Raw genomic sequence first — 13209 nt, forward strand, 5'->3', positions numbered from 1 at the left:
CGATGGCACTCTTTGCCTATCAAGGCACCAATGTCCGAGGCGAAACGTTTTCTGGCAGCTTGCGTGCCAATTCCTCCGTCGAAGCCCGCCAAAAGCTGCGCCAAAAGCATATCAAAGTCAACAGTTTGATCGAACAGCCAGAAACCTTGGCGAATAAAGAGATTCAACTCTTTACAAAAGTTTCGTTAAAACTGCTGGTAGGGTATTTGCGCCAGTTTTCGACATTGATCGCTTCGGGGATCACGATTGTTGATGCCTCACGAATGCTGGAAGAGCAACAAAAAAACCCGAATTTCAAGAAAATTCTTGGCGAAGTTCGGGATGAGATTGATAGCGGACGCCCGCTCTCAGAAGCCTACAAAGATCATCCCAATGCCTTTCCGACACTTCTGACCAGTGTCATCGCTGTTTCGGAGATGTCTGGATCACTGGAAGGAAATTTGAAGGATATGGCGGATTACTATGAAAAAAGCGCCGAAAACCGCAGCGGGATCGTCACAGCGATGGTCTATCCGATTATTTTAGTGATTTTAACCTTTATCGTGGGGATCATTTTATTGGTGATGATCGTACCGATGTTCGTGGAAGTATTTGAAGGATTTGATGCGGATCTGCCGACGATCACCGTCGTAACGATGGCGATCAGCGAGTTCCTTCAGACCAGAGGGTGGGTTTTAGCCGTCTTGATCGTCGGATTTTTCGTCGGACTGTGGATCGCGCGACGCAATCCAACCTTCGATTTCGCTTTTCAAAGTTTTCTATTACGTATTCCGTTGGTGGGCGATATGATCACCAAAAATAGTTTTTCATTATTTATGACAACCATGTCGACACTGCTTAGCAGCTCTGTCGGTATGGTGACCGCCTTGAATATGAGTCGGGATGTCGTTTCCAATAAATACATCAAGCGAATCATCGATAATTGTGCCTTTCAAATTGAAGAAGGTGGCAAGATGAGTGATATCTTTCGTGGCAACATGATGGTCCCGATGTTAGTGACCCAGATGGTCGAGATGGGCGAAAGTACTGGTTCCCTAGAGGACATGCTAAAACGATTGAGTATCATCTATCAAAAAGAAGTTGATGAAACCAGTAAGCGACTGAAAACGATCATGGAACCGATTGTCATCTTGATAATCTGTGTGATCGTTGGCTTGATCGTTGCGGCGATCATGATCCCGATGTTCGATTTATTCGGTGCGATCCAAGGGTAATGAATTTTGGTATTATCAAGCCACCTAGACGGCTTGTTTAATATATATGGAAAAAACAGGAGGAGTAAACACACTATGATTGATGCAATTTTAGCAGAAGAAACAACGGACAATCGATTGAATAAATTATTGAAAGACGAGCGCGGCCTCTCCTTGGTCGAGTTGCTGGCAGTAGTCGTTATCTTAGCGATCATCGCTGGGATCGGGGTTATTGCGATTGGGAACGTGATTCAAAATGCTCGAGAAGATGCAGTTGTTTCTGATATTCAACAAGCTTTCTCAGCAGCAGTGCTCTATCAATCAACTAATAGCAACTTGAATGACGGGACAGCTAACGCGGTTTTAGATTTTACCTTAGAAGATGTAATGGATGATGGATTACTAAACAGTACATCATGGGAAGATACTGATAATGTTATGTTTTATATCGGATCAACAGGTGCTTTAACAATGTATGCTCCAGCTGGCGTTTTAAAGGCTGGACAAGAAAATAGCAACGAGATAGGTGTTCTCGGTACTGGGTTAACACAAAATCAAATCAATGGTTTAACTCGAGAGTATGTATTTGGAGATCCTCAACCAGCTCCTCCACCGTTATAAGATATTAATTTTTTTAGGAAACTAAAAACACCTCAAGTCACTAACCTGACCTAAGGTGTACGGCAACTCAACCCCCCAGGAAAAAAGGAGTTTTTTATGAACGAAATTTTGCAACAGATCCCAATGGGCCTAATCATTGGTTATCTTTTCATCATAGGAATGTGTCTAGGTTCTTTTTTCCTAGTGGTTGGTTGGCGGGTTCCCAAAAAGGAATCCCTGCTGACTCGCTCGCACTGTGATGACTGCCAACAGACATTAGGTGCAAGGGACCTCATTCCAGTTTTATCATACCTTATTTTAAAAGGCAAGTGCCGTAAGTGTCAAAAAAAGATCCCGCTGATTGCTTTTCTTTATGAAGTGTTGATCGGCATGCTATTTACGGGTACGACCTTGCTGTTTTGGGGCACTGCTGAAGTGATTGCCGCTTGGTGTTTATTAGCCTTATTAGCCATTATTTCTGCCAGCGACATCTTCTATCAGCTGATCCCCAATAAAGTGTTAGCCCCTTTTTTCGCCGGAGGGATCGGTTTACGGTTGATCCAACCGCAAAATGAATTTTGGTGGTATTGGCTCGTTGGCTTCTTTGCTGGCTTCTTGCCATTGTATCTCTTAGCGGAGCTCAGTAAAAAAGGCATGGGTGGCGGCGATATCAAATTATTTGCCGTCTTAGGCGTGTATATCGGCCCAGTGCAAGTCTTGACGGTTTTATTTGTCGCTTCTTGCTTGGCAGTGATCTTTTACGTGATCCAAATGCTACGGGGCAAAGTCAAAAGCCGCTACATTGCTTTTGGTCCCTTTATAGCCATTGCTACCGGCATGGTTTATCTTGGCAGCGGCTGGTTCCTTTGAATTGGGTTGCTGACCTTGGCGTTTGCTTGATTTGCTAAGCAAGCGTTGTACATAGAAATAACGTTGGTTCCTTCATATAAAACCAACAAGAAGAAAGCAGGTCCTCGTATGTTTGGCAAAAAAACAATTCCCCGCTTAGTAGGGATCGACATCCAAAAAAACTGCATCCGTTACTGTACCAAAAAAGGTGACCGTCTCAAATACGGCGAGCTGGTTGTGAATGGTACGATTTTTAAAGATGATAAGCTGCGCAATCCTGATAGTCTTGAAGCCGCCTTCAATGAGATTGCCAAACGCTTGGGATTACGCACGATGAGTGTGGTGATCACGGCACTAAATTCTCGTCTGCTGATCAAACAGATCCCAATCGGTAAGATGAACTCGGAAAAAGAGATTCGCGAGTACTTGTATTTTGAATTGGGGGAGTCCATCTCTTTGCCTTTTGAAAACCCGATTTTTGATCTACTGATCCTAGGTAAAGGTAACAAGGAAAAAGTACCAAAAGCACAAAAGAAAAAAGCCAGCAAGAAGGAAGAGAAAGCAGAACCGCAAGCTGTGGTCATCCAGCGGAATCGGTTTACCATCAATGGCAATGTGCCAGTCGTGGTCACATCAGAGCCGATTTTGATTCAACTCGGCGACACATTGAAAAAAGGCGGCCATCAGTTGATGGGCGTCGATTGCAGTTTTCTGGCGTATAGTCGTATGTTTCAGCGACAGATCAACTGGAGTGAAAATTTCGTGCTGGTCGAGTTAGATGCTGGCATCGCCAATATCACCTTTTTTGAAGAATTGGTGCCGACTTACCTGCAGTATGAAGATTATAATCAAGCCAACTGGAAATATATTGAAAAAGCCCAATCTGTGCAAGTGAACTTTAGGGAAAGTGCGGAGATCCAAGCTCTGGAAGGGTTAGCAGAAACCTTGAATTCGGTGATTGCTTACTATTATCAGGAAATCTCGCCTGATTGTGAATTGAAAAAAATCTACTTAGTCGGCGGTCATCCAATGCTGCGGAAAGAAGTCCAAGAAATATTTCATGAGTTGTCTTCTTTGCCGGTCAAAACGATTTCCGCAAAAGTAAGTGAAACCAGCAAGAAAAAAATTCCCGACCGCTATATCTTGGCTGCGGGATTAGCGACGAAAGAGGTGTAACCATGAACATCAATCTATTGCCTAATAAATTTATCCGTAATCGGGCGTTTGAAGTCATTCTTTCGGTTTCGCTTCTCCTTTCGTTAGTAGTCGTTGGGGTTTGTGGGTTAGGCTTTTGGTATTATCAAAGGCTGGTGACCAATAATCAAAGCAATATCATGTCTAGTCAAGCAGAGCGCATCGTTTTCCAGCGCCAGTTAGAAGAGATGCTGGCATCAAAATCACAAGAGCTACAAGAATTCATCGTCCTGCAAAAGCAAGAGAAATATTTCACGGCTCCCATTATGGAAACCTTTGAGGAAGTGGCATCAGGGATCGATGTGACCATCAATTCGTATAATTTGCTGCTAAATGGCGAGGGGACAATGTCCGAAACAGCCCAAGACGGCACACCATTGTTTCCTTTGGTGAGCATGGCAGTCCAAGGGGATGTTTATGAAAGTCTGATTCGCCTTAAATCGGCTTTTGAAGCAATCGATTGGGTGCACCATGTGACCTATCAATCCTTCTCTCATAGTTCAACGCCGCAAGATGGGCGCATCACTGTCTACCTCTCACGAATCGATGCACCACAAGTGATCAGTCAAGAGAGCGAAGAAGAAAGCGAGGTGGAAGCGGATGACTAGAGTTTTTTTCTCTAAAAAACACATCATCATCTCCGCGGTAATTGCGCTAGTTCTCGCTACTTCCGTACTCATTTTCTGGCTATTTTTACTGAACCCCAAACGTGCTGAAGGGATCGAATTGGCTCAGGAATTAGCTGGGATCGAAGCTGAGATCCGCGACATTCAGGAACAGCTAGTCTACCTGCAAGGGGAACCAGACCTTCTTTCCTCAGAGACGGTCAATGAGGTGCCAATCATTCCCAATGGTATGGCGATCGAGTATTATTTTACCGATCTCGCTGCCCTTGAAACGGAATTGCCGATCACGATTTTGCAATCGACCTTTAATGAAGAGATGCTTTACCCTACACCAGAACAACTGGCGGATCAGACCGGTGACAATCCTTTGGCTACGCAATTTCGGGTCACAAGGATCGGCTTTGACCTCCTGAGTGAGACGAATGAAGGAATCGTGCGTTTTATTGATCGGATGGAAAACCTGAATCGCTTTTTAAAAGTGGAATCAGTCGAATATCGGCAAGGAAGTAATACGTCAGGAGCAGATGCGTTTTCGGCAAGTGTCGTTATCAAGCTGTATTATCTATCGAGCTTTGAAACGGGACAAGAACTGTTGGAGTAATCAAAGGAAAGGGGTGCCTAGATGAAATCATTTACTGTTCTGGCGACTGTCTCGAAAATCAAATTGGCTACCGCTGCATTAGGGGGCTTTATCGTAATTTCTATCTTGTATGCGGTCTTTGCTATCCATGGTGGCAATTCCTATGAAGTGTCCGGTCACTTTGACCCAGAAACAGGACAATATGTAGTGACGATCGAATCGGAACAAGCCGCAGGCGAGACGCTTTTCTTGATGGCGAATCATGAAGCGCTGGTGTCATTAGAAATGTTTGAAATGCTTGAGCTTGAGGAAGCGACCTTGCATCCAGCTGAACAAGAGGGTGTTTATGGTGTGGCAATCGAAGTGGCGCCTACGGAAGAAACGTTGTCCTTGGCATTACCGGTCTCTTTAGGAGAAGAAGACGCCATCGAATTTGTTCTTAAACGGGGAAACCGAACGCTGCAAAAAATCGCTCCGCCTTCTCTCGAGGAACGACAAGCCTTGCGATTGGAAGCCGACATGGCTGCAGAAGAAGCAGCCTTGCTTGACATTCAGCAGCAGGAAACCAATGAGTCAGCGGCAGTCGAACTACTTTCAGAACGGGCGATGCAAGGAGAGCGTGCCGAAGTTTCGGACTATCAAGAGCTGCGGGCTGCTTTTAGTGATTCCTCGATCTCTGAAATCGTGTTTCTCGCTGACATTACCGCTGATTATACGAATGAGGCCAACAATCGCTTAACTGCGTTGAATCGGTCAGTGTCCATCGATGGGAATGGTTTTACCTTAACCACACCGAAGCGTTTCAACACGAACGGGACACCAAACTATAGCACGAATCCTACTGGACGTTTCTTTGAACTGACGACTACCCATGATCGTCAGCCAGCGGTCTTTGAGTTAAAAAATATGACGATCGATTTTCAGGGGAACAATCTAGGATTAAACGCGTTGATCTATCAACAATCGCTGGCAGCTTCGGCTTTTTGGACGGTCAAAATAGAAAATATCGAGGCAAAAAGTGGTGTGCTAGAGGGAAGTACGGGCAATGATTTCCTTTATTTGCAGCAAGGAAATCTCGAGATTCGAGGAACGTTCCATTGGGTGGCTCACAAGAATCCAACCGCAGGTACTAATAATGATAATGGCAGCTTTAATGTCAAAAGTGTCTTGATTACGGATGAGGCGGATGTCAAGATCTCAAATACTCGGCCAATTTTTCGACTTCATCCAAATAACAACAACATTTCAACCTCGTTTCGAGTCAATAAGGGTTCTAAAGTAGACCTCTACAGCGTCCAGCGGCAAGTAATTTGGGCGAATATGGAAAATCGCACAAATGAGGTGATTTTTGAAGTCGAGGGTGAAGGCACGGTTTTAAATGCCTCGTCACAAATGGACTTAGCGGGAGCTGACGGTGCAATCATTTCCTTGATTGGACAACGGGATGAGGGGAATAACAAGTTTTCTCGTACGATTATTTCTGGTGGGGCGGTCGTAAACTCCTATTCTAGAGCGCCCAGTCCCACGAATGGTGTACCGCAAGGAACGGCTGCTTTTGTCAATCAAATTTCCAAAGCGTCAAGAGATACCGAGCTCGGTGGCAATGTGACGGTAACTGGGGAAGGTTCACAATTTAATTTATTTGGCGATGGTCAAAATCATGACTATGCTTCTGTCATGCGGTTTCGCTTAGTAGGGGAACAGACCTTTGTGCTTGCCGACCAAGGGAGAATGAATATCGTCAAATACCATGGCAATGCGGCTGCAGTACGGATGTATGGTCGAAATAACGAGTTCTATGTGGAGTCAGCCGGTCAGTTGAATATCTTTAACCATGCAGGCACCAGGACTGCGGCAGATGACGGCATCTATATTGATGAAACAGGCTTTGCCGTATTCGATCAGTACAATGATGAAGAACGAGAACTTGATCCGTCAGCCGCTTCCACCATTACTGCCAGTAATGGTGCAGATAGAGCAGGTCGACAAGGGATTCAGTTTCCCCTTGATGGCAGTGGAACCTCGGTCTTTAATGCAAAAGACGAAAACAGTCGAATTCATATTTATGCTCACAGGGGACCAGCAGTTTGGGGACAAAGTGGTGGGTTCGAATTTCTAGCTGGCAAAGATGCTACCTTTCGAATGGAGGGGCATACAAGTGGAGCCAATAATGGTATTATCAGTTCCACCAATGTAAGTAATTTCACTATCGACGAACCACTGTTTTATGACTTCCGAAATAACCGTCCGAATGGCGGACAAGCATTCTCAAACACAAATCGCAACAGTACCTTTACGTCTAATCGTGTTGGACTAGCGGTTTGGGAAAAGCGCAACGACGTGAATCTAGATGGTGATCCGGACAATTTCTGGAATCCACTGAGCTATCAACTAGGCAATGTCAATTTTGCACAAATCGTTAGTCCGCAGCCGGGAGAGCCTTTTTCAAATGAATTCAACAGTACGACTTTTAGGGGCGGGAATGCCTATACGCGATTTTCTGCCAATAATTATCCGCCAATGATCCAGCACTTAGTGACCCCGACCAATGCCGACAAAACCTTTTATGCCAAAGCGGTCGTTCCGTATGAATACACGGGGGCGATTCGCGATGCCTGGGATGATGAGGTCTGGGTGGAAGTTGCTTTGAAGGACGAAGCAGGCAACCAGCTTGAAACGCAATGGCTTTCCTCCAAATCAACTGTCGATGTTTTTGGTGAGGTGCATAATGGTGTGATCGCATGGACGCGGGACGACTTTTTCAAGACAGGTCAACGTTTTGAAGTGCTGCGTGCCCACCGAGGATTAGACCCCACGATGGAGGATGTTGACGATTCGATTTTCATTCATGCAACAGAAGAGAGTATTGCCGCTTTGCCTGATGCGGTCGTCGTGGATGTACGACCACCGACTGGTCTGCAAGTGGCAGAGGATCAGGTCTTTAATGAACGGACGACAACAGTTTCGGGGATCATGGATTTTCATTCTCCGCAAGACGACCAGCCAAAAGAGCGCGTCGCCATTTATGCGAGTACCGCGCAAGGATTGATCCGTGATGCTTCAGGTGACCCATATGTCATTACGCTTGATGCCGAACAAGGCAACTCCGTGCCATGGCAGTATCAATTACCACGTCGCCTTGATCCTGAAGAGGATGTGTATATCGAATTTTACGCGAAAGATTTTGCAAATGATCGTTACGACGATTTCGTAGGAACGTTACCAGATACGACCACGACGGAACCCAATGGTCAGTTGGGGAGCACGAATCCGTCCGCCAGCGATTATGAGGACTATTTAGGGTATCGTGATGCCATTGGCGATGAACGTTTCCCACCAGCGCTCTCCTTTGAAGTCACCAGTATTCGACCTTCTGACCCATCGATTACGTTGCGAGTACCGCAAAGCTTTGATCGTGATGAAGAAGGCAATCCGATTATCACCGTCGGCAATCAATTGATCTTGCGGACGATCGTAGAAAGCAACGATGCGCGAAATTCTGGGAAAGACGATATTGAGAATGCTGTCGTGACACTAGATATCTCGCCGAATTTATTGACGTTCTTAAATGTCGATGCGCTCGTGTACCAAGACAATATAGCCTCGTCTAGTCTTTCTGGCGATCGTATCACGATCCACTTAGAACGACCAATCGCACCGGGGGATCGCATGGAATGGAACTTGACTGCTCGAGTGGATGAACAGGCAGCTGCTGGTAATGTTCTGACCCCGGTAACGATCAACGGTAGAGTTTCGGGGAATCAGCCAGAGACGGAAAACATTTTGATAGGGGAAGACAGTCTCACGCTTCAGACCGGCACACGCGCTGTCACTGGTGAGTTGATCAATCTTGCTGTTCATAACAATCAGCTGCAAATTTTTTATTCCAATCTTAGTACCTTTGACGTCTATATGGATGGCACCTTTTATCGAACATACAACGTGCAACAAAGACCCGTAACGGATTCTGTCACCCTTGACATTCCTGTTCATGACATCCGTAATTTGATTTCTGTGCTCTACAAAGATGAAAATGGCGCAGACCGTGTTTCTTATTGGAACAATATCTGGGACTTCATCGATTAAACGTGAACAACCTTTTTTAAAACAAACAGAAGAAGAACAGTCTTTCACTGCTGGATCCGCTTGTTGCTGACCGAATTGCCTTGGTCAACAAGCGGGGAGCTATGTAGGAAAGACTGTTTTTTTGTGGGGAAATGACTGGAGGAAAAGCCGAAAGCAGGGTTTTTGTTCCGCAGGTTTTTTCGTGCTAGACTAAAAAGCAGAAGCACGTGAAGCAACAGCAAAACGAAGGGAACAAAGAAAGGACGTGCCGCAATGGCAACAACAGCCAAAGAAACCAAAGTACATGATGTATTTGAATCGATCGCTTCCCGTTATGATCGAATGAACGGTATTATCTCCTTTCAGCTCCACAAACGGTGGCGCAAGGACACCATGAAACGGATGGCAGTACCAATGGGTGCGGAGATATTAGATTTATGCTGCGGGACCGGGGATTGGGCGTTTGCTTTAAATGAAGCGGTCGGTCCGACGGGGCAAGTGACCGGCGTTGATTTTAGCGAAGAAATGTTAACGGTTGCCAAAGCAAAGGCACAGAAAAAGCAACAAACGCAGATCCAGTGGCAGACCGGCAATGCGATGGCATTAAGTTTTCCAGACGCGCACTTTGATTATGTGACGATCGGGTTCGGGTTGAGAAATGTCGCGGATCGCCAACATGTCTTGGCGGAAATCCATCGGGTGCTGCGCCCAGACGGGAAAATCGTTTGTCTCGAAACATCACAGCCCACACTGATCGGCTGGCGGCAACTGTTTACTTTTTATTTTCACCATGTCATGCCGTTATTTGGCAAATTGTTCGCCAAAAGCTATCAAGAATATTCCTGGCTCCAGGAGTCTGCGCGGGATTTTCCTGACAAGGAGGCATTGAAACGGGAGTTTCAGGCAGCTGGCTTTGATGTGTTGCAAGTCAAAAGCTATGCAGGAGGTGCGGCGGCGATGCATATGGGCGTTAAACCTCAAAGCTAACGGCGTTTTTTTTCGATAGAAGAGCGACGAAATGAAAGAGACCATCAAGCGGATTGATGGTCTCTTTGCGTTGAGCAATTCAGAAAGTCTGTACGAGTTATTTTTTGTTTGGTCGTAAAACGATGTTGGTGTATAACCAGATGGTCACCACGTAATAAATGGCATAGAGAGCAATAAAGATGCCAAAGGGCAGCCATAGATCGTGGTACGGATCGATCATCAATGTTGTGAACATTTGTAATCCGAACAAGACATGGATCATCCCTAAGATACCAGGAACTAGGAAGAGCACACCAATCTCTTTGCGGATCGATCCTTTCAATAAGCTAGTCCGGGTTCCGATTTTTTTCAACATCGTATAGCGTTGAATGTCGCTGTTGGCCCCAGAAAGAATTTTAAACATCAAGCAGCTTGCTAACATCGTCAAGAAGGCGATCCCCAAGAAAAAGCCCATAAATTCAAAACCGGAGAAGAGACCATTATACGTGTCATAGACGAAGACCCGTTGCGAAAAATTCGTATCGGCAGTTTCAGTAGTATTGGTTTCTTGGTTTGTTTGCGCCAATTCATGTAATGCATCGTAACTTGCTTGAAAGTCTTTGACTTGCACCATTCGCAAGCTGGATTCAGGGGCATTGATTGTGTCAAAAGCGGTTTGATCGACAACTTGGATCTCTTTGCCTCGTTGTTCTGGCAAGAGGTAGCTACGCAATTGGTCCTGCGCGGTGATATCTTTGGCTAATTGGTCTCCCGACAGCTTGTTGTAGGTAACGTCGATACTCAACTGATTCGTACTGGTGCTGAGCAAGTTGTTCTTGTTGAATTGATCTTTATTGTAATAAAGGGTGTCGTCTGTTTCCTTCAGACTATAAGTGACATCAAGAGTCGGCTTTAAGGCTGCAACTTTTTCGTCAGAAGCATTTTGGGCATTATTCAAATACAAGTCATAAGGGGCAACGGATTTTGCCATAATTGGGATCTCGTTTTTGAAGCCCAGACCAACAGTCAAGGCACCTAATGCAAGAGCAAAGAGCATAGCTACCATCGATAGCATCTGCGTATAATCACGAATCCGAAAGCTTAGCTGAGACAAGGTGAAATTGTTTAACCTTTTCAAAGCAATGGCATCGGTCCTCTTCAGCAAAGATAAAATCGTGATGATCACGGAACGAAAGACAAGGTAGGTCCCTAAAATAATAGTAACTAGGGCAACACCGATCCCCACTAATTGGAATTTCATCAAGTCGCTCATCATATAATAACCGACTGCTAAAGAACAAATCCCTAAGACAGTTTGCAAAAAGAGCATGAAAGGACGTTGCTTGACTTGCGCCGGAGTGCTGGTTTCTCGTAACAAGGCTAAAATTGATTTCTTGGCAATTGCCCGTGCATTAAAGATAGCAGCGATCAAAAAGAGAATCGAGAAGAATGCAAGTGTCACGACTAATGCTTGTAGATTAAAGGCCGCATAATGGCTGATCTGTAAATTTAATTGGTTCACTAGTAAGGTATTGACACCACTGGCTAATCCAATACCTAGTAAAGAACCAACAGCAGTGGCGGCGATCCCGACCAAGAATGTTTCAATGAAAATCATTTGGGCGATCTTACGTCCTTTGGCTCCTAGCATCATAAACATGGCATAGTCTTTTTGCCGCATCGCCATTAAGAAAGAATTGGCGTATAAAATGTAGGCAAAGGTGATGATCCCCAATAAGACAGAACCAAAGCGAAAGATAAAGACCACCATACTGATGATCGAGTTGCTTTTTAAAAAGGCTTCATTGCTGGCCATTGATTCGAACATATAGAAGATGGCTGAGGCCATGACTAAACCAGAAAAGAGGACGATATAATCCTTCAACCGGCCTTTGATTCCGGTAAGTGATAATTTCCAAAGCATGTGTTCTTCCTCCTTATTGTTCCAAGTTTCCTAGAATGACAAGGATCTTGCGGTAAAATTCTTCCCGGCTTTGATCCTCACGTTTCACTTCTTGATGGATCTTCCCGTCCTTGATAAATAAAATACGTTGGCAATAGCTGGCAGAAAGGGGATCATGAGTGACCAATAAAATCGATACTTGGTCATTGGTATTCAAGTCGTCCATCATATTTAATAAGTCTTTGGCACTTTTTGAATCCAAGGCACCTGTCGGTTCATCTGCAAAAAGAATCGTTGGTTCCGTGATCAAGGCTCGAGCGGCTGCCACCCGTTGTTTTTGTCCACCTGAGATTGCTGCCGGATAGTTGTCGAGGATATGCGTGATAGACAAACGTTCTGCGACTCGTTTGATCCGTTGTTGGATGATCTTTGGTTTGACCCCTTGTAAAGAAAGGGGCACCGCGATGTTTTCAGAAGCTGTTAAGTTTTCTAGGAGATTGAAATCTTGGAAAATGAAGCCAATTTCACGGCTGCGAAAATCTGCCAAGGCATCACCTTTTAGTTTGGTGATGTCGCTGTTGTTGATGCGGATCGTACCTTTGGTTGGATGATCCAAGGTTGAAAGAATGTTCAACAAGGTAGACTTACCGGAGCCTGAAGCTCCCATGATTCCGATAAATTCACCTTTTTCAATATCAAAGCTGATGCCTTTCAAGGCTTCGGTTTGTTTTTCGTTGGCTTTTCCGTAAACTTTAGTAAGTTCACTTGCTTGAATAATTTTTTCCATGATTAAGTTACGCTCCTTTTAATTGAGTTAGTGCTTTTGCGGGAATGTCTTTTTCTTTGACCTCTTCATAGCTGGTCACGCCTTTTTTCTCATTCCAAGTAAGTTTCAAATAGGCTTCTTTACGCAAAGGCCGCTCTTGGAAACCATTGAAATCAAGGGTTTTGCTTTTGCCATTTTCGTCATAAGCCGGTAGTTCATAGTGGTATTGAGTATAGACATTGCCACTGTCATCTTTAGAAGTCGTCTTTTCGCCATCTGTCGTGATTTGGACATAATAGCTGTCGCCCCCCATGATGACTGATTCAGCAATTTGCAATGCACCAAATCCCACAAGCACGACAACTGCTAGTCCAATCAAAAATTTTTTCATAAATAGGTCACCTCGTTTTTTATTATGATGAAAGTATAACGCTAGTTTTCTGAAAAAGAGTGTGAAAAATCTATCA

Annotated in this window: 11 protein-coding genes; 8 read left to right on the forward strand and 3 right to left on the reverse strand. The window is 44.8% G+C overall.

The window, feature by feature from the left end:
• Nucleotides 1-2 precede the first annotated feature (2 nt).
• The 8 genes from IGI88_RS13725 (at nucleotide 3) to IGI88_RS13760 (ending at nucleotide 10094) form a co-directional block, all read left to right on the forward strand.
• Nucleotides 3-1214 carry a type II secretion system F family protein gene (locus tag IGI88_RS13725; protein WP_194188340.1) on the forward strand — a complete coding sequence of 404 codons (1212 nt, stop codon included), beginning with the start codon at nucleotides 3-5 and terminating at the stop codon, nucleotides 1212-1214.
• A 75-nt stretch (nucleotides 1215-1289) separates the two neighbouring features.
• Entirely contained in the window at nucleotides 1290-1814 is a 525-nt protein-coding gene (locus IGI88_RS13730; protein WP_008378681.1) for a type II secretion system protein, read from the forward strand.
• A gap of 96 nt (nucleotides 1815-1910) precedes the next feature.
• A complete protein-coding gene (locus tag IGI88_RS13735) occupies nucleotides 1911-2663 on the forward strand; it encodes a prepilin peptidase (RefSeq protein ID WP_008378680.1) in 753 nt (250 codons plus the stop codon).
• A gap of 108 nt (nucleotides 2664-2771) precedes the next feature.
• Nucleotides 2772-3818, forward strand: coding sequence for a type IV pilus biogenesis protein PilM (pilM, locus tag IGI88_RS13740; RefSeq protein ID WP_087663944.1), 1047 nt, complete (start codon nucleotides 2772-2774; stop codon nucleotides 3816-3818).
• Between the two features lie 2 nt (nucleotides 3819-3820).
• Nucleotides 3821-4444, forward strand: coding sequence for a hypothetical protein (locus IGI88_RS13745; RefSeq protein WP_194188339.1), 624 nt, complete (start codon nucleotides 3821-3823; stop codon nucleotides 4442-4444).
• Nucleotides 4437-5063 carry a hypothetical protein gene (locus tag IGI88_RS13750; RefSeq protein ID WP_194188338.1) on the forward strand — a complete coding sequence of 209 codons (627 nt, stop codon included), beginning with the start codon at nucleotides 4437-4439 and terminating at the stop codon, nucleotides 5061-5063. Before IGI88_RS13745 ends, IGI88_RS13750 begins: the two co-directional genes overlap by 8 nt.
• A 21-nt stretch (nucleotides 5064-5084) precedes the next feature.
• Nucleotides 5085-9128: a pectate lyase-like adhesive domain-containing protein gene (locus IGI88_RS13755; protein WP_429960673.1), complete on the forward strand. Its 4044-nt coding sequence runs from the start codon at nucleotides 5085-5087 to the stop codon at nucleotides 9126-9128.
• A gap of 252 nt (nucleotides 9129-9380) precedes the next feature.
• The gene (locus IGI88_RS13760; RefSeq protein WP_086373095.1) at nucleotides 9381-10094 is read left to right on the forward strand and encodes a demethylmenaquinone methyltransferase; all 714 of its coding nucleotides are present in this window, start codon (nucleotides 9381-9383) and stop codon (nucleotides 10092-10094) included.
• A 97-nt stretch (nucleotides 10095-10191) separates the two neighbouring features.
• Here the strand turns inward: IGI88_RS13760 and IGI88_RS13765 are convergent, their stop codons facing one another.
• The 3 genes from IGI88_RS13765 to IGI88_RS13775 are packed head-to-tail and all read right to left on the reverse strand — an operon-like array spanning nucleotide 10192 to nucleotide 13133.
• The gene (locus IGI88_RS13765) at nucleotides 10192-11997 is read right to left on the reverse strand and encodes an ABC transporter permease (RefSeq protein WP_005235129.1); all 1806 of its coding nucleotides are present in this window, start codon (nucleotides 11995-11997) and stop codon (nucleotides 10192-10194) included.
• A gap of 13 nt (nucleotides 11998-12010) precedes the next feature.
• Nucleotides 12011-12763 (reverse strand): ABC transporter ATP-binding protein, encoded by a 753-nt coding sequence (locus tag IGI88_RS13770; RefSeq protein WP_005235131.1) that lies wholly within the window; start codon nucleotides 12761-12763, stop codon nucleotides 12011-12013.
• A gap of 7 nt (nucleotides 12764-12770) precedes the next feature.
• Nucleotides 12771-13133, reverse strand: a complete 363-nt coding sequence (locus tag IGI88_RS13775) for a YxeA family protein (protein WP_005235132.1) — start codon at nucleotides 13131-13133, stop codon at nucleotides 12771-12773.
• Between the last annotated feature and the right edge of the window lie 76 nt (nucleotides 13134-13209).

It is taken from the genome of Enterococcus sp. AZ179, from assembly GCF_050498885.1.
Classification (GTDB): domain Bacteria; phylum Bacillota; class Bacilli; order Lactobacillales; family Enterococcaceae; genus Enterococcus_D; species Enterococcus_D entomosocium.